The sequence below is a fragment of the Streptomyces sp. NBC_01446 genome, from assembly GCF_026340095.1.
GTDB classification, from domain to species: domain Bacteria; phylum Actinomycetota; class Actinomycetes; order Streptomycetales; family Streptomycetaceae; genus Streptomyces; species Streptomyces aureus.
In genome coordinates, this window is sequence record NZ_JAPEPO010000001.1 from 7,437,205 (window position 1) to 7,463,290 (window position 26,086).

General features: G+C 73.0%; 27 protein-coding genes. 12 read left to right on the top strand and 15 right to left on the bottom strand.

The window, feature by feature from the left end; translation table 11 throughout:
• Positions 1-29: 29 nt before the first annotated feature.
• On the bottom strand, positions 30-1,190 hold the full coding sequence (rho, locus tag OG456_RS33565) for a transcription termination factor Rho (RefSeq protein WP_266567656.1): 1,161 nt from the start codon (positions 1,188-1,190) through the stop codon (positions 30-32).
• Between the two features lie 411 nt (positions 1,191-1,601).
• Here rho and OG456_RS33570 point away from each other — a divergent pair, with 411 nt between their 5' ends.
• Entirely contained in the window at positions 1,602-2,327 is a 726-nt protein-coding gene (locus tag OG456_RS33570; RefSeq protein WP_266567658.1) for a class I SAM-dependent methyltransferase, read from the top strand.
• Here the strand turns inward: OG456_RS33570 and OG456_RS33575 are convergent.
• Both OG456_RS33575 and OG456_RS33580 read right to left on the bottom strand, forming a co-directional pair.
• On the bottom strand, positions 2,324-2,806 hold the full coding sequence (locus OG456_RS33575) for a DUF4440 domain-containing protein (protein WP_266567660.1): 483 nt from the start codon (positions 2,804-2,806) through the stop codon (positions 2,324-2,326). The genes OG456_RS33570 and OG456_RS33575 overlap by 4 nt on opposite strands.
• Before the next feature lie 137 nt (positions 2,807-2,943).
• On the bottom strand, positions 2,944-4,170 hold the full coding sequence (locus tag OG456_RS33580) for an esterase family protein (protein WP_266567662.1): 1,227 nt from the start codon (positions 4,168-4,170) through the stop codon (positions 2,944-2,946).
• Positions 4,171-4,411: 241 nt separating this feature from the next.
• On the opposite strand from OG456_RS33580, the gene OG456_RS33585 reads away from it, so the two are divergent.
• A complete protein-coding gene (locus OG456_RS33585; protein ID WP_266569517.1) occupies positions 4,412-6,073 on the top strand; it encodes a phosphatidylglycerol lysyltransferase domain-containing protein in 1,662 nt (553 codons plus the stop codon).
• Here OG456_RS33585 and OG456_RS33590 read toward each other — a convergent pair.
• Complete coding sequence (locus OG456_RS33590) at positions 6,060-7,418, bottom strand: hypothetical protein (protein WP_266567664.1); 1,359 nt, start codon at positions 7,416-7,418, stop codon at positions 6,060-6,062. The two genes, OG456_RS33585 and OG456_RS33590, sit on opposite strands and share 14 nt — an antisense overlap.
• Positions 7,419-7,571: 153 nt before the next feature.
• Here OG456_RS33590 and OG456_RS33595 point away from each other — a divergent pair, with 153 nt between their 5' ends.
• Positions 7,572-8,804 (top strand): molybdopterin-dependent oxidoreductase, encoded by a 1,233-nt coding sequence (locus OG456_RS33595; RefSeq protein WP_266567666.1) that lies wholly within the window; start codon positions 7,572-7,574, stop codon positions 8,802-8,804.
• The gene (locus tag OG456_RS33600; RefSeq protein ID WP_266567668.1) at positions 8,804-9,352 is read left to right on the top strand and encodes a hypothetical protein; all 549 of its coding nucleotides are present in this window, start codon (positions 8,804-8,806) and stop codon (positions 9,350-9,352) included. The genes OG456_RS33595 and OG456_RS33600 overlap by 1 nt, the downstream gene beginning before the upstream one ends.
• Here the strand turns inward: OG456_RS33600 and OG456_RS33605 are convergent.
• Genes OG456_RS33605 through OG456_RS33615 form a run of 3 tightly spaced genes read right to left on the bottom strand, consistent with a single transcriptional unit; the run spans position 9,307 to position 11,356 of the window.
• A complete protein-coding gene (locus OG456_RS33605; RefSeq protein WP_323136371.1) occupies positions 9,307-9,960 on the bottom strand; it encodes a methyltransferase domain-containing protein in 654 nt (217 codons plus the stop codon). The genes OG456_RS33600 and OG456_RS33605 overlap by 46 nt on opposite strands.
• The gene (locus tag OG456_RS33610) at positions 9,957-10,625 is read right to left on the bottom strand and encodes a DUF2064 domain-containing protein (protein ID WP_266567670.1); all 669 of its coding nucleotides are present in this window, start codon (positions 10,623-10,625) and stop codon (positions 9,957-9,959) included. Before OG456_RS33610 ends, OG456_RS33605 begins: the two co-directional genes overlap by 4 nt.
• A complete protein-coding gene (locus OG456_RS33615) occupies positions 10,622-11,356 on the bottom strand; it encodes a glycosyltransferase family 2 protein (protein WP_266567672.1) in 735 nt (244 codons plus the stop codon). The genes OG456_RS33610 and OG456_RS33615 overlap by 4 nt, the downstream gene beginning before the upstream one ends.
• A 123-nt stretch (positions 11,357-11,479) precedes the next feature.
• Here OG456_RS33615 and OG456_RS33620 point away from each other — a divergent pair, with 123 nt between their 5' ends.
• Positions 11,480-12,304 carry a response regulator transcription factor gene (locus tag OG456_RS33620; protein ID WP_266567674.1) on the top strand — a complete coding sequence of 275 codons (825 nt, stop codon included), beginning with the start codon at positions 11,480-11,482 and terminating at the stop codon, positions 12,302-12,304.
• On the top strand, positions 12,297-13,409 hold the full coding sequence (locus OG456_RS33625; protein WP_266567676.1) for a sensor histidine kinase KdpD: 1,113 nt from the start codon (positions 12,297-12,299) through the stop codon (positions 13,407-13,409). The genes OG456_RS33620 and OG456_RS33625 overlap by 8 nt, the downstream gene beginning before the upstream one ends.
• Positions 13,410-13,439: 30 nt before the next feature.
• Here the strand turns inward: OG456_RS33625 and OG456_RS33630 are convergent, their stop codons facing one another.
• On the bottom strand, positions 13,440-14,465 hold the full coding sequence (locus OG456_RS33630; protein WP_266567678.1) for an NAD(P)-dependent oxidoreductase: 1,026 nt from the start codon (positions 14,463-14,465) through the stop codon (positions 13,440-13,442).
• Between the two features lie 209 nt (positions 14,466-14,674).
• Here OG456_RS33630 and OG456_RS33635 point away from each other — a divergent pair, with 209 nt between their 5' ends.
• On the top strand, positions 14,675-15,466 hold the full coding sequence (locus OG456_RS33635; RefSeq protein ID WP_266567680.1) for a VOC family protein: 792 nt from the start codon (positions 14,675-14,677) through the stop codon (positions 15,464-15,466).
• Between the two features lie 73 nt (positions 15,467-15,539).
• Here OG456_RS33635 and OG456_RS33640 read toward each other — a convergent pair whose 3' ends face one another.
• Positions 15,540-16,172, bottom strand: coding sequence for a peptide deformylase (locus OG456_RS33640; RefSeq protein ID WP_266567682.1), 633 nt, complete (start codon positions 16,170-16,172; stop codon positions 15,540-15,542).
• A 193-nt stretch (positions 16,173-16,365) separates the two neighbouring features.
• Between OG456_RS33640 and OG456_RS33645 the strand changes: the two genes are divergently transcribed.
• The gene (locus OG456_RS33645; RefSeq protein WP_266567684.1) at positions 16,366-17,091 is read left to right on the top strand and encodes a GNAT family N-acetyltransferase; all 726 of its coding nucleotides are present in this window, start codon (positions 16,366-16,368) and stop codon (positions 17,089-17,091) included.
• A 22-nt stretch (positions 17,092-17,113) separates the two neighbouring features.
• On the opposite strand, the gene OG456_RS33650 is transcribed toward OG456_RS33645, so the two are convergent.
• Positions 17,114-17,548, bottom strand: coding sequence for a MarR family winged helix-turn-helix transcriptional regulator (locus OG456_RS33650; RefSeq protein WP_266567686.1), 435 nt, complete (start codon positions 17,546-17,548; stop codon positions 17,114-17,116).
• Between the two features lie 97 nt (positions 17,549-17,645).
• On the opposite strand from OG456_RS33650, the gene OG456_RS33655 reads away from it, so the two are divergent.
• The 3 genes from OG456_RS33655 to OG456_RS33665 all read left to right on the top strand — a co-directional run bounded on the left by OG456_RS33655 (position 17,646) and on the right by OG456_RS33665 (position 20,684).
• Positions 17,646-17,912 carry a hypothetical protein gene (locus OG456_RS33655; protein ID WP_266567688.1) on the top strand — a complete coding sequence of 89 codons (267 nt, stop codon included), beginning with the start codon at positions 17,646-17,648 and terminating at the stop codon, positions 17,910-17,912.
• A 149-nt stretch (positions 17,913-18,061) separates the two neighbouring features.
• The gene (locus OG456_RS33660) at positions 18,062-20,083 is read left to right on the top strand and encodes an NADPH-dependent 2,4-dienoyl-CoA reductase (RefSeq protein ID WP_266567690.1); all 2,022 of its coding nucleotides are present in this window, start codon (positions 18,062-18,064) and stop codon (positions 20,081-20,083) included.
• Between the two features lie 61 nt (positions 20,084-20,144).
• Positions 20,145-20,684, top strand: a complete 540-nt coding sequence (locus tag OG456_RS33665) for a PadR family transcriptional regulator (RefSeq protein WP_266567692.1) — start codon at positions 20,145-20,147, stop codon at positions 20,682-20,684.
• On the opposite strand, the gene OG456_RS33670 is transcribed toward OG456_RS33665, so the two are convergent.
• Together OG456_RS33670 and OG456_RS33675 are read right to left on the bottom strand one after the other, a co-directional pair.
• Positions 20,681-21,784: a Gfo/Idh/MocA family protein gene (locus tag OG456_RS33670; protein WP_266567694.1), complete on the bottom strand. Its 1,104-nt coding sequence runs from the start codon at positions 21,782-21,784 to the stop codon at positions 20,681-20,683. The two genes, OG456_RS33665 and OG456_RS33670, sit on opposite strands and share 4 nt — an antisense overlap.
• A 253-nt stretch (positions 21,785-22,037) precedes the next feature.
• Complete coding sequence (locus OG456_RS33675; protein WP_266567696.1) at positions 22,038-23,024, bottom strand: fibronectin type III domain-containing protein; 987 nt, start codon at positions 23,022-23,024, stop codon at positions 22,038-22,040.
• Between the two features lie 182 nt (positions 23,025-23,206).
• Here OG456_RS33675 and OG456_RS33680 point away from each other — a divergent pair, with 182 nt between their 5' ends.
• Positions 23,207-23,923, top strand: a complete 717-nt coding sequence (locus OG456_RS33680; RefSeq protein ID WP_266567698.1) for a glycoside hydrolase family 75 protein — start codon at positions 23,207-23,209, stop codon at positions 23,921-23,923.
• 76 nt (positions 23,924-23,999) lie between these two features.
• Here the strand turns inward: OG456_RS33680 and OG456_RS33685 are convergent, their stop codons facing one another.
• The 3 genes from OG456_RS33685 to dhaK are packed head-to-tail and all read right to left on the bottom strand — an operon-like array spanning position 24,000 to position 26,066.
• Positions 24,000-24,434, bottom strand: a complete 435-nt coding sequence (locus tag OG456_RS33685; RefSeq protein WP_266567700.1) for a PTS-dependent dihydroxyacetone kinase phosphotransferase subunit DhaM — start codon at positions 24,432-24,434, stop codon at positions 24,000-24,002.
• On the bottom strand, positions 24,427-25,029 hold the full coding sequence (gene dhaL, locus OG456_RS33690; protein ID WP_266567702.1) for a dihydroxyacetone kinase subunit DhaL: 603 nt from the start codon (positions 25,027-25,029) through the stop codon (positions 24,427-24,429). Before dhaL ends, OG456_RS33685 begins: the two co-directional genes overlap by 8 nt.
• Positions 25,030-25,073: 44 nt before the next feature.
• Positions 25,074-26,066 (bottom strand): dihydroxyacetone kinase subunit DhaK, encoded by a 993-nt coding sequence (gene dhaK / locus OG456_RS33695; RefSeq protein WP_266567704.1) that lies wholly within the window; start codon positions 26,064-26,066, stop codon positions 25,074-25,076.
• Positions 26,067-26,086 lie beyond the last annotated feature (20 nt).

The following is a 26,086-nucleotide window of genomic DNA, read 5'->3' on the forward strand; positions in this document are numbered from 1 at the left end:
TCGACCCGGGACCTTGTACGGCGGCCGTCTCACGCGGTGGGAACGGTGGACTGCACCTGCCGCAGGAACGTCGCGTTGTCCTGCGTCTGCCGGATCCGCTCGACGAGCGTCTCGAGCCCGGCGTGCCCGTCCCGCGACCGAAGCGCGCGCCGCAGGCCGCGTACGACCGTCAACTCGGCCTCCGGCAGAAGGAGTTCCTCGCGGCGCGTGCCGGACTGGGTGAGGTCGACGGCGGGGTGGATCCGGCGCTCGGCAAGGGTGCGGTCGAGGCGGATCTCCATGTTGCCCGTGCTCTTGAGCTCCTCGAAAAAGTAGTCGTCGGCGCGAGAGCCGGTGTCGACGAGCGCGGTGGCGAGGATGGTGAGCGAGCCGCCCTCCTCGGCGAGCCTCGCCGCTCCGAAGAACCGCTTGGGCCCGATCAGCGCGGAGGCGTCGACACCGCCGCTGAGCGTACGGCCGCCGGACGAGGCCGTGTTGTTGTGGGCGCGGCACAGGCGCGTCAGGGAGTCGAGGAGGATGACGACGTCCCGGCCGTCCTCGACGAGCCGCTTGGCACGCTCGACGGCCAGTTCGGCCAGCGCGATGTGCGCCTTCGCGGGCTGGTCGAAGGTCGAGGCGAAGACCTCGCCGCGCACCGAACGCCGCATGTCGGTGACCTCCTCCGGCCGTTCGTCGAGGAGCACCACCATCAGATGGGCCTCGGGGTGGTTCGTGGCGACGGACGCGGCGAGCTGCTGGAGCAGCACCGTCTTGCCGGTCTTGGGCGGTGCCACGATCAACCCGCGCTGCCCCTTGCCGATGGGGGTGAACAGGTCGACGACGCGGGGTGCCACACCGCCCTTCGCGGTTTCGAGACGCAGCTGTTGCCGCGGGTGCAGGGGAGTGAGGTCGCCGAACCGGGGCCGCCCGCGCAGCTCCTGGACGGGGCGCCCGTTGACGCGCTCGACCTCGGCGAGGGCGCGCGGCCTGCCGCACGTCCCCTGGATGAAGTCGCCCTTGCGCAGGCCGAGTCGGCGGATCAGGGCGGCCGGCACCTGGACGTCGTGCGACGTCGGCAGGAGATCGGCGAGGCGCAGGGACCCGGGCCCGTTGCCCGAGATGTCGAGGACGCCCGCGGCCTGGACCGCGACCTCCTTCGGCTGCGTCGTGAACGCCTTTGCGATGGTGGGGGGTTCGAGTGTGGTGGTCATCGGAATCGGTCCTTTCGCGGACGTTCGTACGAGAGCATGAGTGAGGTGGGATCCGGCGGGATCGGGGCGGTGACTGCACGCCCCGCGAGGCGGGCGGGCGAAGAGGCCCGTGAAAGCCCTGAGAAGCCTGTGGCCGGGGAGAAGCGATGCGGGGTACGGCGCGTCGGCGCCGCCTGGCGCATCGCTGACATCGATTCGACGAATCCCGCTGTAGCGGCGATTCGGAGGGGGAGACTGGCACCGGCGCCGAAGAGGCGGCTAGCACGCGTGCCACTCGCACTGTAACACCGTGGGGGCGCCGTCCCGCAAGGGCTCACGTCACGGGCCGCCGTTCTCAGCCGCCCCGTGAACCCTGCTCGACCCCTTGGGCAAAGCCCCCGTGACGCCGGGCGCGGCCTATGCTGAGCCCCGATGTTCGTACCTGAAGGCCCCACAGTCCGGGAGCTCGCCGTCCAGGCGCTGTCCTCCGTCGAGCACGGCTACGACCTGCTCGCCCCCAAGTTCGACCGCACGCCGTTCCGCACGCCCCGGTCGGTCCTCGCACCCGTGACCCGTGCCCTGCGCGGCATGGGCCCCTTCGAGCGCGGACTCGACCTGTGCTGCGGGACCGGCGCGGGGTTCGGCGTGCTGGCGCAGGTGTGCCGCGAGCGGCCCGTCGGGGTGGACATCAGCGCGGGCATGCTCACGGCGGGCCGCGCGGCCCACGGGAGCGGCGCGGACCTGGTGCGCGGCGACGCCCTCGCGCTGCCCTTCGGGCCGGCCTTCGACCTCGTCGTCAGCTTCGGGGCGTTCGGCCACTTCCTGCCGCGGCAGCGGCCCGCGCTGTTCGCGCAGGTCCACTCCGTGCTGCGGCCGGGCGGACGCTTCGCGTTCCCGGTGCCGGCTCCCGCGCGGCCCGGCTCCCTCGGCTACTGGTCGATGCTGGCCTTCGACGGCGCGATGCGGGTCCGCAACGCGCTGTGGCGGCCGCCCTTCGTCATGTACTACCGGGGCTTCCGCCTCGGCGACGTACGGAGCGAGCTGGTCAGGGCCGGTTTCGATGTGGAGCTCCGGGCGCTGCCCGAACTCGGCGAGCGCTCCGACGGCAGCCCCGGGTGCCGCCTCCTGGTGGCCACGAAGGCCGGCCCGCCGCGCTAGGCGGTCTCGGGCGCCCCGCCCGCCTGCCGTACGTCCTCGTGGAGATGCACGATCAGCCAGCGGCCGACCGCGGGGTCCTTGCGCAGGACCGCCGTGTTCCGCAGCAGCTCGGGTCGGAGCGGGGTGCCGTCCGGGCCGGGCGCGTACGCGACGCGCAGCCAGTACCGCAGGACCGCCGTGTCACCGAAGACGTCGACGACCGGGTCGTACGGGCGAAGCCCGCTCCCCACGGACCCGTCCCCGGACTCGGGCCGCTCGTCCCGCACCCGGTCCAGGTCCGGCTTGCCGAGCAGCAGCGGCTCGGCGGCCGGGTCCCAGATCGTCGCCTCCGGGTCGAGCCGGGCGTCGATCTGGGCGCGGTCCCCGGTGGCGTACGCCTCGTACATGCCGGTCACGACGGACCAGACGGCGGCCACGTCGCCGGGCGCCGCGCCAGGCCTGGCCAGTGCGGGGCGGGCGGACACGGCGGACTCGGGCATGAGGGCTGCTCCTGGTCGGACGGGGGAGGCGCGCCGGGCCGGCGCCGATGCCAGGCCACCGTAACGGGTCGCCGGTGACGGCTGCTCCGGCGGGCCGAAGCGGGGCCCGGGCAGGCGGGTCACCGACGGGGGCGCGGCTACGGGTGCGGCCGGTTCGCGGCCTGTGTCGTGGGCCGGCGGTGCCGTGACGACGCGGTGTCCTGCGGGAACGTGAGCTGGTCGCTCATCCACTGCATGGCCGGAGCGATCTCCCGCTGCCATGTCGTGAAGTGGTGGCTGCCGCGCGGCAGGATGATCTGGGCCGACGTCATGGGCGGTTTCACCGCTTGCAGGAACTTCATCGTGTCGCCGTAGTCCTTCTCGCCCGACCTGCTGCTGGCGGCCAGGACGGACACGCGGGGCACGGGCAGGTGCTCCAGACGCCAGATGAGGTCGTGCTCGCGCTGCCGCTGCGCGGCGCCGGGACCCGAGCCGAAGAGGCTGCCGGTGGTCAGGTCGTCGCCGATCCTGTAGTCCGCCGACAGCGCCGCCGCCGAGGTGTACACGCCGGGGTGGCGCAGGGTGAGCTGGAGCGCGCACGTGCCGCCCGACGAATAGCCGAGAGCGCCCCACGCGCTGGGGTCGTGACCCACGCGGTACGACCGCTTCAGCGCCTCCGGCAGATCCTTCGTGAAGAACGTCTCGGCCCGCGGACCGCCGGGCACGTCCACGCACTCCGTGTCACGTGGCGGCGCGATCGTCGGGCGCACCATCACGATCACTGTCGGCTGGATCCTGCCCGCCCTCAGCAGCCGGTCGGCGGTCTGCGGGACCTGGAGGTACTGGGCGAGGTTCATGATGCCGCCCGGGTAGCCGCTGATCGCGACCATCACGGGGAAGCGCTGGCGGTGGAACTGCTTCTGGAAGTACTGCGGCGGCAGATACACGAACGCCGGGTTCACGGCCTTGCTGCGCCGTCCGACGATCTTGACCGACTCGACCCGGCCGACCTGTGCCGCGGGTCCGTGCGGGATGCCCTTCACCCGATCGAGGCCCTGCGGCCCGGCGGGCTGCACCAGACCGCCGCGCACCGCACCGACCGTGGAGTAGACGCCGGACCGGCCGAGCGCCGTGACTTCGGCGGGCGCCTTGTCGACATGGCCGAGCAGTTCGTCCCACGAGCCGTAGAACTCGAAGTTCGTGTTCACGGCGACAGCGAACGCGGTCAGGATCGTGAGCTGGGTCGCGCCGATCACGCCGAGGCGGCCGAGCACGGCCACGGGCCCGCGCCGGGCGAGCCGCGGCCACACCCAGACCGCGAGCCCCACACACACCAGGGCGGCCAGCACCGTCGCGTACTCGAGTGCCCGGCTCGTCAGGCCCATGTTTTCCTCAACTTTCAGCCGTCATCTGCGCTGTTCGGCAGTTTTCATCGGGAAAGAGACACGATGGCCGAGGCAGGTTTGCCGGCCACCGCGTTCTTACCGTGCTCCTGTGTCGCTCTTACTCCAGCGAGGTGGAGCCCTCCTACGCTCACTCACTGTGAAACAACGCCCCGCCGCCGTGGCAGGTCACACGTGCCTGATCATCGGAATTCTGGACATCGCGTCGGCGATCTCCCCGCACATGCAGGAGACCCGCATAGAGCGCATCGCGCCCTACGTGCCGGGCCTCGCCGAGGAGGTGGCCCGCGCCGCCGCGCTCGCCGCGGGACTGCTGCTCGTGATGCTCGCCAGAGGTCTGCGCCGGCGTAAACGGCGCGCCTGGGAGGCGGCCGTGGGGCTCCTCGCGGTCAGCGCGCTCGTCCAGGGCGTGCGCCATCACGCCCTGATCCCCGCGACCGTCTCCGTCGTCCTGTGCGTCGCGCTCGTCGCCTACCGCGAGGAGTTCTACGCACTCGGCGACCCGCGCGGCAGAACGCGCGCCCTGTGGAACCTCGTCGTCCTCGGCGGCAGCAGCTTCGGGCTCGGCCTGCTCGTCGTCGGTGTGCGCGCGAACCAGGAGGCGGGCCACGCCATCACCTTCGCCGACCGGGTCCAGGAGGTCGGCTACGGCCTGCTCGGTGCGTCAGGCCCCATCGCGTACAGGAGCGACCGGGCCGGCGACATCGTGTACTTCTCGCTGCTGGCGCTCGGCGTGGTCACCGCCGCCACCAGCGCCTATCTCGCCCTGCGGCCCGTGACCCTGCGCCCCGCCGACAGCGACGAACGCCTGCGCGCCCTGCTGGCCGACGAGGGGCGGCGCGACTCGCTCGGCTACTTCGCGCTGCGCGGCGACAAGCGTGTCCTCTTCTCGCCCTCGGGCAAGGCCGCCGTCGCCTACCGCGTGGTGTCCGGCGTCGCCCTGGCGGGCGGCGACCCCATCGGCGACTACGAGGCCTGGCCCGGCGCCATCAAGGAGTTCCTGCGGCAGTGCGCCCTGCACGCCTGGACTCCCGCTGTCATGGGGTGCAGCGAACTCGGCGGGCAGGTCTGGGTCCGCGAAGGCGGCCTCAAGGCCCTGGAGCTGGGCGACGAGGCCATCGTCGACTGTCAGGCCTTCAGTCTCTCGGGTCGCACCATGCGCAACGTCCGGCAGATGGTCAACCGCATCGAACGCGCCGGCTACAGCTGCCGCATGCGGCGCGTGCGCGATCTGCCCGACGAGGAGAAGAAGCGGTTGCGCGAGGTCGCAGCCGCGTGGCGGGGCAGCGCCACCGAACGCGGGTTCTCCATGGCCCTCGGCCGGTTCGGCGACCCCGACGACGGGGACTGCGTCGTCGTCACCGCCCATCAGGACGACGAGGCGGGCAACGACCGTGTGCGCGCCCTGCTCCACTTCGTGCCCTGGGGCGAGGACGGTCTCTCCCTCGACCTGATGCGCCGCGACCGCACGGCCGAGCCCGGCCTCAACGAACTCCTCATCGTGGCCGCCCTGCGCGGCGCCCCCGGGCTCGGGGTGCGCCGCATGTCGCTCAACTTCGCGGTGTTCCGGGCCGCTCTCGCGCGCGGCGAGCGCCTCGGCGCGGGCCCGGTGCTGCGGGTGTGGCGGGGGCTGCTCGTGTTCCTCTCGCGCTGGTTCCAGATCGAGTCCCTGTACCGCTTCAACGCGAAGTTCCGGCCGGAGTGGGAGCCGCGCTTCGTCGTCTACCCCACGGTGCGCGACCTGCCGAGGATCAGCTGGGCCTGTCTCCAGGCCGAGGCGTTCGTCGTCCTGCCGCGCCCGGCGGAGCGGCTGAGGCAGCTGCTGCGGAACCGGCCCGCCGCCCGCGAGGAGAAGCCGCAGCCGGTGAAGGTCACCACCCCGTGACCAGCAGGTGGTTGACCAGCAGGGCGAGCACCGCCTGCGCGGTCAGCCACCCGCGGCGCCACCGCTCGGGCAGCAGAGCGGTGGCCGCGATGAGCCAGACGGCGAACGGGAGCCAGATACGTTCCGTCTCCGCTTTGCTCATGCCCGACAGATCGGCGGCCAGGAGGGCGAGCGCCGCGCCGAGGACGACCAGCGCGAGCCGCCCCTCCGGCTCATCACGCGCGCGCAGGACACGTCCCGGAACCCGGCGCAGCCCCGCCGCCGTGGCAAGCCCGACGATCAGCACGGTGCACGCGAGGTTGCCCCACACCCAGTAGCCGTACGGCCGGATCCCGCCCGCACCCTGGTAGTAACGCTCCGTCAGCAGGCGATAGGCCTCCCACCAGTTGAACCCGACGAGGGTGAACGCGAGGGGCACCACGGCCGCCCCCACGACGAACAGCGGCAGCGGCCGCGGTGTCCGCGTCGCGAGCAGCGCGGCCGCCGCGACCAGGACCATCAGCGTCAGCCCGTACGACAGATAGCAGGTGAGCCCGAACAGCAGTCCGCTGCCGAGGGCCGCCCAGCGGCTGCCGCGGGTGGCCGCCACCGCGAGCAGCGCCACCGACCAGGCGGCGACCGCCGCGAAGTAACCGTCCGCCGACGTGCCCGTCCAGACCGCGGCCGGCGCGAGCGCCAGGAAGGGCGCCGCGCGGCGAGCCGTCCGCTCGTCGGCGAGCGCGCGCACCGTGACGAGGACGGCGACAGCCGCCGTGCACCCCACCGTGATGCACCACACCCCGGCCCACGCACCCCCGCCGAGCCCGATCCGGTCCAGACCCACGAAGGTCAGGGTCGCTGCGGGCGGATGCCCCGCGACATGGGGAGGCCAGTGGCCGGGGGACTGCAGCAGGATGTGGCGCGTGAAATCCCGCAGCGTCGCGCCGACGTCGTCGAACCGGTCGATGACCCGCAGATACTCGTACGACGTGGTGAGGCGCCCGGCGATGCCCCGCTGCCAGCCGTCGACGAGCGCGAGCGAGAAGGTCCACGCCGCCGACGCGGCCCACACGGCGGGCAGCAGCCGCCGCCACCGAAGCCGGGCCGCCACCACAGGCCCGTACGTGATGACCAGTACGGCGACGGTGATCGCCGCCGGGGTGCCCGGGCCCACGTGGGGATCCCAATGGGCGTACAGGGGCGCCCAGTCGACGTGCAGGGTGCCGTAGCGGTCCTGGATGTATCGGCCCACGAGCGCGGCCGCCGCGACCAGGGTGGCGGCGGCAGCGGCGGCGAGCAGGTCACGGCGCGTCCCGGTGGAGGGTGGCGCGGTGCGGGGGGCTTCAGGGGGAGCTTCGAGCTTCACACCTGGAACGCTAGGCGCCCGCACCGCCCATTTGGTGCACCGCGAGGTCGCGTCACCGAACCGTCAGATCTTCCTGCGCCTATCCGCGGGCTGTGCGCAATACGGTCGGAACAGGTCGGCGGGCCCCCGCCGCGCACAGCCTGAAGGAACCACATGGGCGTCCTCCCCCGCACTCTCCCCGATCCGTGGCGCAGCCCGCTGCGCGGCCCGCGCTTCACCGCGGTCCTCGGCCTCGTCCTGCTCGTCGGCATGACCCTGCTCTTCGTGACCGGCCTCCTGTCGTACGCCGCCTACAACCCGAACCTCGCTGCGGTCAACGACAAGACGCCCGGCAAGGGCCTGCTCGGCTTCTATCTGTTCTCCTGGCCGACGGACCCGCACTGGCTGTACCGCCTCACCCAGGGACTGCACGTCACCGTGGGCGTCGCGCTCGTGCCCGTGCTCCTCGCCAAGCTGTGGTCGGTCGTGCCCAAACTGTTCACGCTGCCACCCGCGCGCTCCATCGGCCACGCCCTGGAACGGCTGTCTCTGCTCCTGCTCGTGGGCGGCGCGCTCTTCGAGTTCGTGACCGGCATCCTCAACGTGCAGCTCGACTACCTGTTCCCCGGCTCCTTCTATCCGCTGCACTTCTACGGCGCATGGGTGTTCATCAGCGCGTTCATCGTCCACGCGGTGCTGCGCGTACCGCAGGCGCTGCGCGTGCTGCGTGAGCGGAAGGCGGGCCTGCCCGAGACGGGTGAGCTGGTGCCGGCGAAACCGGCCGAGCCCACGGTCTCGCGACGCGGGGCGTTCGCCATGGTCGGCGCGGGCTCGCTCCTGCTGCTCGTCACGACGGCCGGCCAGAGCATCGGCGGGGTATGGCGCAGCACCGCTCTGCTCGCGCCGCACGGCGGCGCCGACCCGGGCACCGGCCCCGGCCGCTTCCAGATCAACAAGACCGCCGCCGTGGCCGGCATCCGTACCGCCGACACGGGCGAGCCGTGGCGGCTCGTCGTCACCGGGCCGAAAGGCGCCGTCCACCGGCTCACCCGCGACGACCTCCTCCAACTCCCGCAGCACACCAGCGCGTTGCCCATCGCCTGCGTCGAAGGCTGGTCCACGGACGACCAGCACTGGAGCGGCGTACGGCTGCGCGACCTCGCCGCCCTCGCCGGGACCGACGGCGACACCGACGTCTTCGTCGAATCGCTGCAACAGCACGGCGCGTTCCGGAAGGCGGCCCTGCGGCACAACCAGGTCCACGACCCGCGCTCCCTGCTGGCCCTGCGTGTCAACGGAGCCGACCTCACCCTCGACCACGGCTACCCGGCCCGTGTCATCGTCCCCGCGGCGCCGGGCGTCCTGAACACCAAGTGGGTCGCCCGCATGACGTTCGGAGCGCTGTGATGAACCGACTGAGTCGTTGGTACGGCGAGAGCCCGCTCCAACTCCCGCTCCTGGCAGCCTCGTTCGCCCTCGCCGGATACGCGGGCGTGCGGCTGCTCGAGAACGATCCGTGGGCCGTGGCGGTCTGGTTCGTCGGCGCGGCCCTCGTCCACGACCTGCTGCTCGTGCCGGTGTACTCGCTCGCGGACGTCGCGGCGCAGAAGGCGCTCGGCGACCGGAGCCGCAGAACGACGATGTATGTACGCGTCCCCGCGTTCCTGTCGGGCCTGCTGCTGCTGGTCTGGTTCCCGCTGATCACGCGGGCGCGGGCGGACCACTTCGCCCTCGTGACGGGACATTCGGGGGACGCGTTCCTGCCGCGGTGGCTGCTGCTGACGGCCGCGCTGTTCGCCGCGTCGGCCCTGTGGTTCGTGGCCGTCACGTTCCTCGCTCCCGCGTCGCCCTGGAGGCAGGCACGCAGGGCGCGCCGGGAAGAGCGGGCGCGGGAGCGCGAACGGGAGCGTCAGCGGCGCAAGGAGACGAAGGAGCGCCCGCCCTCGGACCACTGAGCGACCGGCAGCCAGCCGAGCGGGCGCGCGTACCGCAGCAGCGCCCGCGTCCCCACCCGGGCCCACGGGAAGAGCGAGCCCGCGGCGCCCTGCCCGTCGTCCACCCGCACCTCCACCCGCTCGTCCATGTCGAGCGGAGCCGTCTCGGCGATCAACAGCCCCCCGGAAGCGGTGAGTTCGGCGACACGGGACAGCAGGGCCTCCGGGTCGCCGCCGATCCCGATGTTGCCGTCGAGAAGAAGCGCCGTCCCCCAACGGCCCTCGCCGGGCAGGGAGTCGAAGACGGACCGCTGCAACGCGGCGCCACCGACGCGGACCGTCCGCGCGACCGCGGCCTCGCTCACGTCGATGCCGAGCGCGCGGTGACCGGCCGCGGCGAGTGCGGCGACCAGCCGGCCCGGGCCGCAGCCGATGTCGAGGACAGCACCCTCGCAGCGGCGCAGCGCCGACCGGTCGGCGGCGTCGGCGACCGCGCACCAGCGCTCCACCTCGAGCGGCAGCAGCCATCCGTCGGCGCGCCGCAGGAAGAGGGGGCCGCGCTCGTTGCGCACGGCGTCGGCGTAAGGATCCGTACACCAGGCCGGTGCCGCCTCGCGCGCCGTCGTCATGAGCGGACCACCCGCGTCAGCCGCGCGTGTTCGGCCGCGAATCGTCCGTCCGGTGCGGCGGCCGCCACCACGGCGGCGTCGTGGGCCGTGTCGACGTCCCGCAGGACCGGCAGGTCCCGTACGCGCAGCCCCGCGTCCGTGAGCCGCGTCCGCTGGGCCGCACCCGTGTGCGCCGTCGACATCGGCACACCCCGCAGCAGTTCCGGGTCGGGCTCGGCGAGCCCGAGCGCCCAGAAACCGCCGTCGTCGGCGGGCCCGAACCATGCGTCGCAGCCCCGCCAGGCGTCGGGCCCGAACACGGGGGCGAGCAGCGCGGGCGTCACCTGAGGCGTGTCCATCCCGATCAGGACGGCGGGCCCGTCGGACCCGGCGAACGCCGCCGCGAGCCGCTCGTCCAGGCCGCCGTCGCACTGCGCGACCACCTCGATCCCGGCCGGCAGCCATGCTCCGGGCGCCCCGTCGAGCACCAGCACCCGACGCCGCGCGGACGTGGCGAGCGCGGCGTGCAGGGTGTCGACGAGCGAGGCCTCGGCCAGGCGCGCGGCCTCCTCGGGCGTGAACGGCGGCGTGAGCCGCGTCTTGACCCGCCCGGGCACCGGGGACTTGGCGATGACGAGGAGGGTGGTGCCGTGCCGCCGTGCCGCGGGCGATCCGCCGGCGCTCACCGGGATGCCGCCTCTCCGTGCGACGTGAGCGCCGGCAGCGGCTTCTCCGCGAGGACCGCGCGCATGTCCCGTACGGCCTGCCAGGTGCCCCGCCAGGTGCCGGTGACCTTCGACTTTCCCGTACGGGGCCGGTAGGGCACCGGGCGCTCCTCGATGCGCCAGCCCGCGTCGGCGGCCCGGACGACCATCTGGAGGGGGTAGCCGCTGCGGCGGTCCGCGAGGTCCAGGGTGAGGAGGGAGGTGCGGCGCGCGGCGCGCAGCGGGCCCAGGTCGTGCAGCCGCAGCCCGGTGCGCCGGCGCAGCATCCCCGCCAGCGCGAGATTCCCGGCGCGCGCGTGCACGGGGAAGGCGCCACGGCCCTGCGGTCGGCGCCGCCCGAGCACGAGATCGGCCCGGCCCGCGACGACGTCCTGGACGAACGGCGTCAGCAGACCCGGGTCGAGCGACGCGTCGCAGTCGCAGAAGCAGACGATGTCCGCGTCGGACGCCAGCAGGCCCGCGTGGCAGGCGGCCCCGAAGCCGCGCCGGGGCTCGGTCACCACCGTCGCGCCCAGGGAACGGGCGACGTCCGGGGAGCCGTCGGTGGACCCGTTGTCCACGACGAGCGCCCGCCAGCCGTCCGGGATGCGGGCCAGCACCCACGGCAGCGCGGCGGCCTCGTCGAGGCAGGGCAGCACGACATCGACCGAGGGGGCCGGGGTGGGGAGCGAGGGATAGTCAGGGGGGATCACGATGTCACCCTACGAATCCAAACCTGACATTTCGGTCCTCCGCTCCTTACGAAACGCGGACGTCGCGCGCGGGTGACCCCTCCGGCGGCTCGGAACGGGCGCCTCGGGTGCGACGCTGGTGGAATGCAGACACCACCGCTCGGCCGTGTCCTCGTCGTCGACGACGACCCGACCGTCGCCGAGGTCGTCGCGGGCTACTTGGACCGCGCCGGCTACGACGTCGACCGCGCCGCCGACGGCCCGGCCGCCCTCGACCGCGCCGACGCGCACGGGCCCGACCTGGTCGTCCTCGACCTCATGCTGCCCGGCATGGACGGCCTCGAGGTGTGCCGCAGACTCCGGGCCCGCGGCCCCGTCCCCGTGATCATGCTGACGGCGCGTGGCGACGAGGACGAGCGCATCCTCGGCCTCGAGGTCGGCGCGGACGACTACGTGACCAAGCCGTTCAGCCCGCGGGAGCTGGTCCTGCGTGTCGAGTCGGTGTTGCGCCGGGCCCGCGCGGCCACGGCACCCAAGCCGGCGGGACCGCTGCGCGCGGCCGGCCTCACCGTCGACCCCGCGGCACGTCGAGCCGCCAAAGCAGGGGTCGAACTCGCCCTGACGATAAGGGAGTTCGACCTTCTCGCCTTCTTCCTGCGCCACCCGGGCCGCGCCTTCTCCCGCGAGGAGCTCATGCAGCAGGTGTGGGGCTGGGACTTCGGTGACCTGTCGACCGTCACGGTTCACGTCCGCCGACTGCGCGGCAAGATCGAAGACGACCCGGCGGCCCCGAGCCTCATCCAGACGGTCTGGGGAGTCGGCTACCGCCTGGACCCGGGCCCAGGCTCGGACCCGCACGGCGACGCCACTCGGCCCGACCGCGTGCCGGAAGTCCCTCGGCCCGGCCGTGCGCCGGACGTTCCCCGGCCCGACCGCGCACCGGCAGAGTGGACCGAACCCCGTGCATGACATGCTCCTCATCGCCCTCTACGCGTTCCTCGGCGCCGTCGGTGCGGGCCTGCTGGGCGCGCTCGTCCTGTTCGTGCTGCGCCGCCGCTCCCTGACGGTGTCGCTCACGGTCGTCGCCGCCGTCGCCGTGACGGCGATGCTCGCCGGAACGCTCGTCGTGGCCTGGGCGATGTTCCTGTCCCCGCACGACCTGACCGTCGTGACGACCGTCGCCGCGATGGCCGCCACCGTGTCACTGGCCACCGCGCTGCTCCTCGGCCGCTGGGTCGTGGCCCGCAGCAACGCGCTCACCCTCGCCGCCCGCTCCTTCGGCGACGGGGGCAGCTTCGCGGCGCCCCTCGTCCCCGCGACGGCGGAACTCGCCGCGCTCTCAAGGGAGTTGGAGGCCACCAGCGCCAAGCTGGCCGCCTCCAGGGACCGCGAGCGCGCCCTGGAGACCTCGCGTCGCGAGCTCGTCGCCTGGATCTCGCACGATCTGCGCACCCCGCTCGCCGGGCTCCGCGCGATGTCCGAAGCCCTGGAGGACGGCATGGCGGCCGACCCGGACCGCTATCTGCGCCAGATCCGCACCGAGGTCGAGCGCATGAACGACATGGTGGGCGACCTCTTCGAACTGTCGCGCATCCACGCGGGGACCCTCGTCCTGAGCCCGTCCAGGATCTCCCTCCACGACCTCGTGGGCGACGCGCTCGCGGGCGCCGACCCGCTCGCCCGCGAACACGGCGTACGCCTCGTCGGCGACAGCGTCGACCGGATTCCCGTCGAGGTCGACGGCAAGGAGATGAGCCGCGTCCTCGGCAACCTCCTGGTGAACGCGATCCGTCGCACGCCGGCCGACGGCACGGTCGCCGTGGCGGCGGCAGGCTCCACGGACGGTGTGGTCCTCACGGTCACGGACGGCTGCGGCGGCATCCCCGAGCAGGATCTGCCGCGCGTCTTCGACACGGGGTGGCGCGGCAGCCACGCCCGTACACCTCCGTCGGGCGCGGGCCTCGGGCTCGCCATCGTCAGGGGAATCGTGGAGGCCCACCGGGGCAGCGCCGCCGTGCGCAATGTGGCCGGCGGCTGCTGCTTCGAGGTGACGCTCCCGGCCGCGGGGGCGTAGCGGTACGCGTCCCGGCGGCCGGCGCAGTCATCACCCCAGCTCCGCCTTGGCGAACTCCGTCATCCCCTCCTCGAACCCCACCTCGGCGCGCCACCCGAGCTCCGCCCTGAGCCGGGCCGGGTCCGCCGTGATGTGCCGTACGTCGCCGAGCCGGTACTCGCCCGTCACGACGGGCATCGGCCCGCCGTACGCGGCGGCGAGTGCGTGGGCCATCTCGCCCACCGTGTGCGGGTCCCCGCTGCCCGTGTTGTACGCGACGCACGCGTCGGAGGGCCGGTCGCCCATGGCCTCGAGGGCGAGCGCGTTCGCCGCGGCCACGTCGTGAACGTGCACGAAGTCCCGCCGCTGGCGGCCGTCCTCGAAGACGCGCGGGGCCTCGCCCCGGGCCAGCGCCGACCGGAAGAACGACGCGACGCCCGCGTACGGGGTGTCGCGCGGCATCCCCGGCCCGTACACGTTGTGGTAGCGCAGCGACACCGCGCGGCCCCCGGTGGCCCGCGCCCAGGCGGACGCCAGATGTTCCTGGGCGAGCTTCGTCGTGGCGTACACGTTGCGCGGGTCCGTGGGGGCGTCCTCGCCGACGAGGCCGGGGCCCAGCGCATCGCCGCACCGCGGGCACCCGGGCTCGAAGCGGCCCGCCCGCAGGTCGGCCTCGGCACGCGGTCCCGGGCGCACCACTCCGTGGCGCCCGCACTCGTACCGCCCCTCCCCGTACACGACCATCGACCCGGCGAGCACCAGATCCCGTACCCCCGCCGAGGCCATCGCGGCGAGCAGCACGGCCGTGCCGAGGTCGTTGCGGGAGACGTAGTCGGGCGCGTCGGCGAAGTCCTTGCCGAGTCCTACCTTCGCCGCCTGATGACACACCGCGTCGACGCCGGCGAGGGCCGACTCCACGGCGGCGGGGTCGCGTACGTCGGCGACGACCCAGGGCCGGCGTTCGTCCGGGCCGGGCGGCCGGACGTCGAGCACGACGACCTCATGGCCTCGTGCGGAGAGAGTGTCCACGACCGCGGACCCGATGAACCCGGCACCGCCGGTGACCAGTACACGCATGCCGCCCACGCTATGCGGCACAGGGCGCCGCGACGGCTCTCCGCGCCGATACGTCATGGCTCCGTAAGGCTTGTGCGAACAGAGTTCGGTATCGCGCGGCGGCCTGTACGCGACTAGCGTGAATCGGTGGGAAACGGGCTGAACCACACATCGTTGCCCGGACCGTCCCACCCCCGGAACCACCATCACTCGGAAGAAGGGTTCGCGCCATGGCCGCACGACCGGAGGGCGCGCCCATCTGGGCCGACGCCATGTTCCCCGACCTGGAGGGCGCCAAGCGCTTCTACGGCGAGCTTCTCGGCTGGACGTTCGAGGAGGGCCAGGAGGAGTTCGGCAACTACACGCAGGCGAAGTCGGACGGAAAGCGGGTCGGGGCGCTTGTGCCGCAGATGCCGGGCATGGAGGGCACCCCGCCGGCCTGGAACCTGTACCTGGCCACGCCCGACATCAAAGCCACGGCGGGCCGCGTCAAGGAGGCCGGCGGCACCCTGATGATGGAGCCCATGGAGGTCCGCGACTTCGGCTCGATGGTCACCGTCCAGGACCCGGCCGGCGTCTTCTTCAGCCTCTGGCAGCCGGGTACGCACGACGGGTTCGAGAAGGTGGGCGAGCCCGGTTCGTACGCCTGGGCCGAGGTGACCACGCGTGACACCGCAAAGACGGACGGGTTCTTCGAGGCCGTTTTCCCGTACGAGGTCCGGAAGATGGCCGACGAGAGCGTCGACTTCAACATCTGGCAGCTCGACGGACAGCCCCAGCTCGGCCGCTTCAAGATGACCGAGGACTTCCCGCCGCAGGTCCCGTCGTACGTCAACGTCTACTTCGCGGTCGACGACTGCGACGCGGCGGTCGCCACGGTGACCAGGCTCGGCGGAAAGCTCCACTACGGCCCGATGGACACCCCGTTCGGCCGCTTCGCGGCGGTGACGGACCCGCAGGGCGCCGCGTTCTCGGTGATCGACCTGAGCACGACCCAGGGCGACATGCCCGACCTCACCTGACGGGAGGGCGCACGGGCCCTCAGGGACACGGGCTCTCTCTCAAGGGGCACGGGCTCTCACGGAGCACGGGCTCTCAGGGAAGCGAGAAGCCGAGCGCGCCCGCGGCCAGCTCCGCGGTGGGCTGCGTCCAGCGCTCGGCCATCGCGTTCCGGGTGGACAGCGAGCGCAACTCCGCCCGGTCGAGATAGAGCGTTCCGTGCAGATGGTCCGTCTCGTGCTGCACGATCCGGGCGGGCCACCCCGTGAACTCCTCGTCCAGGGTGCGGCCCCGCTCGTCGAGACCCCGCAGCCGCACCCGCTGGTGCCGGGAGACCACGGCCTGCAGGCCGGGCACGCTCAGGCAGCCCTCGAAGAACGCGGCACGGTGCGCCCCCAGGGGCACGTACGACGGGTTGACCAGAACACGGAACGGCTGCGGCACCCGGCCGCGCGCCACCCGTAGCTCCTCGGGGACCTCGGCCGCGTCCTCGATGACGGCGATCCGCAGCGGGACGCCGATCTGCGGTGCGGCGAGCCCGACGCCCGGAGCGGCGTGCATCGACGCGCGCATCGCGGTGATCAGACGCTCCAGGAGCGCGGGCGCGAGCTGACCGTCGTAGGTCTGCGCGCGGGACCGGAGCACGGGGTCGCCCGCCTCCACGACCGGCAACGGGTGCTCGCCCGCGAGCAGTTCCTCGACGCGGTCACTCAGGGGTACGGAGGGCATCGGGCCAGCATGTCAAGAAGGATCACGCGTGGGCAACGTCCTGCGCGCCGCGCGCATCGTTGCGGGCTCGTGAACATTGCTCCGGTGGGGGAATGAGACCGCGGTGACATGGGCTTTCATCAGAGGGCGGCCATGGTCGGCACGGCCGCTCCACCGCCCGCACGCCCACCGCCGTCTCCTGGGAGCCCGCCGTATGTCCGTCCCGGCCGCCGCCACCGCCCACCCGCACCCGCTCGACAACCCCGCGTACGCCTCCCTCACCGGCCCGCACGCACACTTCGCCGAACGGCGGGGCCGGGTCGTGCGGTACCCCCTCGAGGTGTCGCCGTGGCTCGCGCTGCCGGACGAGCCGGGCCCCGGGGACTGGGCGGATCTCGCGGCGCTCGCCGGGCCGGGCGAGACCGTCCCGCTGCCCGGGATGCGCACGGCGCCGCCCGAGGGCTGGGAACTCACGATGAGCATGGACGGGGTGCAACTCGTCGACGACGGCGTGGCAGCGGCGCCGGACGCGGAGGCCGTGCCGCTCGGCGCGGCCGACGTGCCCGAGATGCTGGACCTCGTCGCGCGCACCCAGCCGGGGCCGTTCCTGCCCCGCACCGTCGAACTCGGCACCTATCTCGGGATCCGCCGGCAGGGCGCGCTCGTGGCGATGGCGGGGGAGCGGCTCCACCCGCCGGGCTGGACGGAGATCAGCGCCGTCTGCACCGACCCGGACCATCGCGGCCAGGGGCTCGCGGCCCGCCTCGTCCTGGCCGTGGCGGCGGGCATCAAGGAGCGCGGCGAGACCCCGTTCCTGCACACGGCGGCGCGTAACACGAACGCCATCCGGCTCTACGAGTCACTGGGCTTCCGGCTGCGGCGCACCACGAAGTTCATGGCGGCCCGGGTCCCGGAGTTCGACCACGCCGCCGCCCGCTGACGCGCCGGGTGTCCGGGGCGGCTCAGGCGTCGTCCTGGACCTGCGCGTTGTAGCGCAGCAGATAGTCCGCGAAGCGGACGAGATCCTCTTCGGGCCAGTCCGCCACCCGCTCCCGGAACGCCTGACGGCGGCTGACGGTGACCTGGGCGAGGATGTCGGCGCCCGCCTCGGTCGGATGGAGGACCTGGACGCGGTGGTCGTCCGGGTCCACCCGGCGCATCACGAGCCCGGCCCGCTCCAGCGCGGACACCTGCCGGCTCACCGTCGACTTGTCGAGGGCGTAGTGCGTGGCGAGGTCCGTCGCCCGGCAGCCGCCCTTCTCGTCCAGGTGGCTGAGCAGGGTGTACGACACGAGCGACAGCTCGGGGTGCATTCGTCCGGCCATCGCTCTGGCACGCCGCGCGAACGACGTCATCTCGCGCTGAATGGTCTCGACGGCCGTCTCTCGGTCTGTCACGTGCTGTCCTCTCCCGCTGCTCGTTGCATTCTACAACCGAGGGCGGGTGCGCGCCGCGGGCAGGCGCGTTCCCGTGCCCGGAGCTAGCCTCCTGAGCATGAGCGACCTCAGTGATGTGCCCGCCCGTTACACGGTCCTGGTCAAGCCCCAACTCGCCGACAAGGACGGTCACCCCGTGCACGGCAACCCCCTGCGCGTGGTGCCCGTCGAGGCCACGGGGTCGTCCGGGGAGTCCGGCTATCCGCGCTTCGAGGGCGAAGGGGTGCAGGTGGAGATCGACCCGCTCACCCGCTCCGTCGAGGCCGTGACGGTCGACGGCGAGGAGCTGCCGTACGGGTGGGTGGCCGAGGTCGCCGCGGACTGACCGGCCGCCCGGCCGCGCCGCGACCCGCCCCGGCGGCGTGGCGCGGCGGCGCTGTGCGGCGTGGCGCAGCTCTCTTATGCAACTTGTTGCAAAAGCGCGGTGTCGTCGTCTACAACTGTGACGACGTTCGCCGCGCACGGAGGGCCACCATGAGCCGATACCCGCACCTGTTCACCCCGCTCGACCTCGGATTCACCACGCTGCCCAACCGGGTCCTGATGGGCTCCATGCACGTGGGACTCGAGGAGGCGGAGAACGGCTTCGCGCGCATGGCGGAGTTCTACGCCACCCGCGCCCGCGGCGGTGTCGGCCTCATGGTCACCGGCGGCATCGCCCCCAACGAGGCCGGACGCCCCTGGGCCGGCGGCGCGAAGCTGACCACCGAGGCGGAGGCCGACGAGCACCGCCAGGTCACCGACGCGGTGCACGCGGCGGGCGGGAAGATCGCGATGCAGATCCTCCACTTCGGCCGCTACGCCTACCACGAGGACCTCGTCGCCCCGAGCCCGCTCCAGGCGCCGATCAGTCCCTTCCCGCCGCACGAACTCACCGACGCCGAGGTCGAGCAGACCGTCGAGGACTTCGCGCGCGCCGCCGAACTCGCCCGGCGGGCGGGCTACGACGGCGTGGAGATCATGGGCTCCGAGGGCTACCTCATCAACGAGTTCATCGTCGCCGCCACGAACCGGCGCACCGACCGCTGGGGCGGCTCGTACGAGAACCGCATCCGCTTCCCCGTCGAGATCGTCCGCCGCGTCCGCGAGCGCGTCGGCACGGACTTCATCCTCATCTACCGGCTCTCGATGATCGACCTCGTGCCCGGCGGCTCCACCCTCGAAGAGGTCGTGCAGCTCGCCAAGGAGATCGAGGCCGCCGGCGCCACCATCATCAACACCGGCATCGGCTGGCACGAGGCCCGCATCCCGACCATCGCTACGTCCGTGCCGCGCGGCGCGTACACCTTCGTCACCAAGAAGGTCATGGGCGAGGTCTCCATCCCGCTCGTCACCACGAACCGCATCAACACCCCCGAGATCGCCGAGGAGTTGCTCGCCGACGGCTGCGCCGACATGGTGTCCCTCGCGCGGCCCCTGCTCGCCGACCCGGACTTCGTGGCCAAGGCCCAGGCCGAGCGCTCGGAAACGATCAACACCTGCATCGGCTGCAACCAGGCCTGCCTGGACCACACGTTCAGCGGCAAGATCACCTCCTGCCTCGTCAACCCGCGCGCCTGCCACGAGACCGAACTCGTCCTCGCGCCCACCCGCCTGCGCAAGCGTGTCGCCGTCGTCGGAGCGGGCCCCGCCGGCCTTGCCTGCGCGGTCTCCGCCGCCGAGCGCGGCCACGCCGTCACCCTCTTCGACGCCGCGTCCGAGGTCGGTGGCCAGCTCAACGTCGCCCGCAAGGTCCCCGGCAAGGAGGAGTTCGACGAGACCCTCCGCTACTACCGCGCGCAGCTCGAACTGCACGGCGTGGACGTCCGGCTGAACACCCCCGTCACCGCCGCCGACCTCACCCCGGACGCGTACGACGAGGTGGTCGTCGCCACCGGCGTCACCCCCCGCACCCCGGAGATCGCGGGGCTCGACCACCCCAGCGTCGTCGGCTACCTCGACGTCCTGCGCGACGGCGCGCCCGTCGGGGAGCGCGTCGCGATCGTCGGCGCGGGCGGCATCGGCTTCGACGTCGCCGAGTACCTCACCGACAGCGGGGACAAGGCGAGCCAGGACCCGGCCACGTACTTCCGGCAGTGGGGCGTCGACATGGACTACCAGGGCCGCGGCGGCCTCGCGAAGCCCGAGCGCCCGGTGCCGCCGCGCTCCGTCCACCTCCTCCAGCGCAAGACCACGAAGGTCGGCGCCGGACTCGGCAAGACCACCGGCTGGATCCACCGCACCGAACTGCGCCACCGCGGAGTCACCATGGTCGCGGGCGCCACCTACGACCGCATCGACGACGCGGGCCTGCACGTCACCGTCGACGGTAACTCCACCGTCATCCCCGTCGACACCGTCGTCCTGTGCACCGGCCAGGACCCGGCCCGCGGTCTGTACGACGACCTGCTCGCCGCCGGCCGCGAGGCGCACCTGATCGGCGGCGCCGACGTGGCCGCCGAGCTGGACGCCAAGCGCGCCATCCGCCAGGGCACCGAGCTGGCCGCGGCGCTGTGAGACCGGCGGTCACGTGGCCGGGCCCGCCGGCCACGTGACCGCCTCCGCATAAGGTGCAGCCATGTCACTCCCGCACGCGATCCTCACGGCCCTCCTGGAGAAGCCGTCGTCGGGCCTCGAACTGACGCGCCGCTTCGACAAGTCGATCGGCTACTTCTGGTCGGCCACGCACCAGCAGATCTACCGCGAGCTGGGCCGCCTGGAACGCGAGGGGTACATCAGGGCCCTGCCCGCGCCGACGCCCGCGCGCGGCCAGAAGAAGGAGTACGAGGTCCTGCCCGAGGGCCGCGCCGAACTGGCCCGCTGGACCGCCGCGAGCCAGGACCCCAAACCGCTGCGCGACCCGCTGCTCCTGCGCCTGCGCGCCGCCGCCGTCGTCGGCACCGACGGCATCGAGGCCGACCTGCGCCGCCATCTCGACCTGCACCGGCGGCAGTTGGCGGAGTACGAGGAGATCGAGAAGCGCGACTTCCCGCCCGGCCTCGACTCCGTAGAGAACCGCCTGCAACACGTCGTGCTGCGCGCGGGCATCGACCTGGAGACCTTCTGGGCGCGCTGGCTCGAAGAGACCCTGGAGGAACTCGGCCTCGACCCGTCCTAGCCTACGGTCGCCGCCTCCGGGTCCCAGTCCGCCGGCACGGGCGGGGGTGGCGTCGGGCAGGTGGCGATCCGGGTGAACTCGGCGTGTTCGGCCGAGTGCGTGATCGCCGTCATCGTCTGCAGGACGTGCAGGGCCAGTGCTCCCGACGCACGTGGTGCACCGCCCCGGCGGATCGCCCGCGCCAGGTCGAGCACGCCGAGCCCGCGCCCGTCGACGCGCCCCGCGACCGGCAGGTCGCGCCAGTCGTCCGCCCCGTTGGCCCGCACCTTCAGCGGCCCGCGGAAGGTGTTGGGGTCCGGCACCGCGAGGACGCCCTCCGTGCCGGTGACCTCGAACTGGATACGCGGCACCGCCGAGTCGAAGCTGAACACCGACGTCGCCCGCACCCCCGACGCGAACTCGACGAGCGCCGACACATGCGTCGGCACCACCACCGGGAACACCTGCCCCGCCTTGGGCCCCGACCCGACGACGCGCTCCTCGCGCGCGCGTGCCGCCGAGGCCGCCACACGCGATACTCCGCCGAACAGCGCCACCAGCGCCGTCAGGTAGTACGGCCCCAGGTCGAACAGCGGTCCCGCGCCCGGCTGGTAGAAGAACGCCGGATCGGGGTGCCAGCGCTCCGGCCCAAGACCCTGCACCGCCGTCGTCGCCGCCACCGGCTCACCGATGTGCCCCGCCCCGACGGCCCGCAGCGCCGACTGGAGCCCCGCGCCGAGGAACGTGTCCGGCGCGTTCCCCACAAGAAGCCCCCGCTCCGCCGCCTGGGCGAGCACCTTCTCGGCCTCGCCGGGGGCCAGGGCGATCGGCTTCTCGCCGTACACGTGCTTCCCGGCCCGCAGCGCCTGCGTCGCGACCTGCACGTGGGCGGCCGGCACGGTGAGGTTCACGACGAGCTCGACCTCTGGAACGGCGAGCACCGTCGCCACGTCGCCGGCGACCGGTACGCCGTGCTCGCGCGCGACGGCCGTGGCGCGGCCCGCGTCGAGGTCGGCGACCCCCACCACCCGCAGATCGGGAAAGGCGGACAGTGTCCGCAGATACTCCTTGCTGATGACGCCCGCCCCGACGACGGCGACACCGACCGGCCCCGAACTCACGCTGCCCCCAAGGCGGATGCGTAGGTGGTGCGGCCGCTCCCGCGCGGCTCCGGAGACGGTAGGACGCCCGGAGGGGAGCGGACAAGGGCGCGTCCCGGGCGGACTCCGCCCACGGCGTACGTCGCGGTCTCGTAGTCCTTCCAGAGCCAACGTGTGGGCCGGGCCGGGCGCAAGCGGACGGGAGCCGGGCAAGTGACAGGTTCCATCGTCCGGCCCGCCGGGCCCGGTGGCCGTCCGGCCCGGAGGGCCCTGCTCAGGACCCGGTGGCGACGCTCCGTTCGGTGGAGTAGGCGCCCCACGTCCCGTCGGGCAGCTGGGCCCGGATCCGCACCCGGTGCCGGACGCCGCCCTCCTTGCCCACGTAGAAACTGTTCCGCGCCGTGCCCTTGGGCGGGGCGTCGCCCCAGACGAGCGTGGTGGCCTGGCGGCCGTCGAGGTAGATGCGGTACGCGGGCACGGTGCCGCCCGTGCGCGGCGGCGTCCACGACAGGTCGATGTAGTACGCGCCGCCGTCCTGGCGGGACGTGGCGCGGAAGTCGGTGGGGGCGGTGCCGGGGCCCTCGTCGGAGCCCTTCGCGGTGGTGAGCCTGAGGGCCGGGCCCGCGGGGGAGGTGTTGTCGGCGGCGTCGCGCGCCTTCACGGTGAACGAGTAGGTGGTGCCCGGCCGCAGCCCGGTGATCAGCGCCCGGGTCTCGCCCCCGCCGACGCTGTGGATCTTCGATGCACCTTGGTAGATGTCGTACGAGACGACGCCCTTGTCGTCCTTCGACGCGCCCCACGACAGCGAAGCCGCCCGGCCGCCGTCCGCCCGGCCGCGCAGCGCTCCCGGCCGGGTCGGGGCCGACCGGTCCTCGGCCACGGCGGCCGGTGTCGTGACGGCCACCTTCGGACTGAGCGGTCCGAGTGCGCCGTCGGTGTCCTCGGCCCGAACGGAGAAGGTGTAGGCGGAGCGCGGGTGCAGCCCTACGACGTCGACCATGTGCTGTTCGCCCGGCACCTCCTTCACCTTGGTGGCGCCCCGGTACACCGTGTAGCCCGTGACCTCGGCGGCTCCCTCGGGTCGGCTCCACATGACGTGGACGGAGGTGGCGCTGCCCGCCTGCGCCGTGACTCCGGCGGGGGCCGTGAGGGAGGGCCCCTGCCGGGTGTCGTTGTCGAGCAGGCCGCACGAGGTGGCGAACAGGAGCGCGGCGGCGCAGGTCGTGTACGCCAGCGGGGCGCGTCCGGGGATGCGTCGCACGGCAGGCCTTCCACTCGGAAGCATTGGTACAGACCTGTATGTCATGAGTGACGGGGTCACATCAAGAGGTGGTGTCGCGCGCGTCGGTTCCCGTCCGGCCCCCGAGGAGTGGACTACGCGCTCAGGTGCGCCCAGATTGGGTTTTTGTGAACATACGTAGCATTCCCCTCATATCTTCCTTCGTGACGCGCACGCGCCCGCCGGTCCTGGCCGCTGTCTGCAGTGCCGCCCTGCTCGTCCCTGCGCCCCCCGCGCTCGCCCACACGCCGGACGCCCGCGAGCGCGCACCGCGCCGGGCCGGGGGAGCCCAGGAAGGCTCCGTGATGGCCGCGGACCTGCTGGGCAAGGTGAAAGGGTGCGCGCAGATCTCACGCGGCCGCTACCGCAGCGACGAACAGGCGCCCGCGAACATACCGGTCTGCGGCAAGGGTGACGCCGTGTACTGGAAGGCCGACATGGACATCGACTGCGACGGCCGCCCGGGAGTCCACTGCAACACGCGCACCGACCCGCTGTTCATGAGCACCACCGCCTACCAGGACTCCCACGGCTCAGCTCTCGGCGCGGAGAGCCTCCCGTACGTTGTCGTCCCCGGCGCGAGCCCCATATGGACCCCCGCGTCCCACGGCATCCGCGGCGGAACAGTGGCCGCGATCATCTACCGGGACAAGATCCAGTACGCCGTCGTCGGCGACACAGGACCGAACGACGTCATCGGCGAGGCCTCGTACGCCACCGCGGTGAACCTCGGTATCAACCCGGATCCCGTACAGGGCGGCGCCGCCGGCGAGGTCACCTACATCCTGTTCAAGAACACCACTGTGCGGCCCATCGAGAGCCACGGGGCCGCGGTGGCGCTGGGCGAGGCGCAGGCGAAGAAGTTCCTGTCCGTCAACTGAGCCAGAAACAAGCTGGGTTGGGGCGACGGATCCACGCGGCGCGCCGGGGCGACGGGTGAGCCGCCGCCCCGGGCCCTCACACCTTCCGGTACGTGTACGCCTCGACGGCAGCCGCCTCGACCGCGTCCAGATCCGCCCCCGCCGACGCCGTGACGACGGCGGCCACGGCACCCTCGACGAACGGGGCGTCCACCAGGCGCGCCCCGTCCGGGAGTTCGTCGCCCTCCGCGAGCAGCGCCTTCACCGTGAGGACCGCGCTGCCCAGATCGGCGAGTAGGGCGATGCCCGCACCCCGGTCCACCGACCGCGCGGCGCCGCAGATCAGCTCGGCGCTGGTGCCGAGCCCGCCGCCCTCGGTACCGCCCGCCGGCGCCAGGGGGACGACCGCACCGCCGCCCGCGAGCGCCTTCGCCAGTTCCGCCACCGACTCGGCGACGGCGCGGCTGTGCGACACGAGGACGATCCCGACGAGCTTCTCCTGACCGCTGCCCACGTTCGCGGGATCACTCATCGCGGGCCGCCTCGGCCAGCGCCCCGATGAGCAGCGCCGACGACGTGGCGCCCGGGTCCTGATGCCCGATGCTGCGCTCGCCCAGATAGCTCGCCCGCCCCTTGCGCGCCTGCATCGGTGTCGTCGCGAGCGCGCCCTGTTCGGCGGCGGTGGCGGCCGCGTCGAAGGAGGTGCCGAGCGCGTCGACCGCGGGCACCAACGCGTCGATCATGGTCTTGTCGCCCGGCGCGGCACCGCCCAGCGTCATGACCGCGTCCACCCCGGTCCGCAGCGCCGCGGCGAGTTCCGCCTCGCTGACCTCGGGGGCGTCCCCGAGCGCCTTGCCCGTACGGCGCAGGAGCGTCCCGTACAGCGGGCCCGACGCGCCGCCCACGGTCGAGATCAACTGGCGCCCGGCGAGGGTGAGGACACCGCCGGGGGTGGCCGGTGACTCCTTCTCCAGGACGGCGCTCACGGCGACGAAGCCGCGCTGCAGATTGCTGCCGTGGTCGGCGTCACCGATCGGCGAGTCGAGTTCGGTGAGCCGGGCCGCCTCCCGGTCGACGGCCGCGGTGGCCGCGGTGAGCCAGCGTCGGAAGAAATCGGCGTCGAGCACGTCATCTCCTTGCGTGGTGGTGATGGTTCGGACGATGGGCTGCCTCACATGCCCCAGCGCAGGCCCGCCGTGCTGACGGGCGCGTCCCACAGGCGCAGCAGCTCCTCGTCGACCTGGCACAGGGTGACGGAGGCACCGGCCATGTCGAGCGAGGTGACGTAGTTCCCGACGAGAGTGCGGGCCACCGGCACGCCGCGCCCGCTGAGCACGCGCTGGACCTCGGCGTTGAACCCGTAGAGCTCCAGCAGCGGGGTCGCGCCCATGCCGTTGACGAGGACGAGTACCGGGTCGGTCGGCTGAAGGTCCTCGAGGACGGCGTCCACGGAGAAGTCGGCGATCTCGCCGGAGGTCATCATGGCGCGCCGCTCGCGGCCCGGCTCACCGTGGATACCGACGCCCAACTCCAGTTCGCCGGGCGGCAGATCGAAGGTCGGGCTGCCCTTGGCGGGCGTGGCGCACGCGCTCAGGGCCACACCGAAACTCCGCGCGTTCGCGTTGACCTGACGGGCGATCGCCTCCACGCGCTCCAGCGGCTGCCCCTCCTCGGCCGCCGCGCCCGCGATCTTCTCGACGAACAGGGTCGCGCCCGTGCCGCGCCGGCCCGCGGTGTACAGACTGTCGGTGACGGCCACGTCGTCGTTGACGAGGACCTTGGCGACCTGGATCCCCTCGTCCTCGGCGAGTTCCGCGGCCATGTCGAAGTTGAGCACGTCACCCGTGTAGTTCTTCACCACGAAGAGCACCCCGGCGCCGCTGTCCACGGCGGCCGCGGCCCGCACCATCTGGTCGGGCACCGGCGACGTGAACACCTCGCCCGGACAGGCGGCCGACAGCATCCCGTGCCCCACGAACCCCCCGTGCAGCGGCTCGTGCCCCGACCCACCGCCGGAGACGATCGCGACCTTCCCCTCGACGGGGGCGTCCCGGCGCGCGATCACCCGGTTCTCGACATCGACGACCAGCTCCGGATGAGCCGCGGCCATTCCCCGCAACGCGTCGGCGACCACCGTCTCGGCCACGTTGATGAGCATCTTCATGGGTGCCTCCAAGTGTGGGT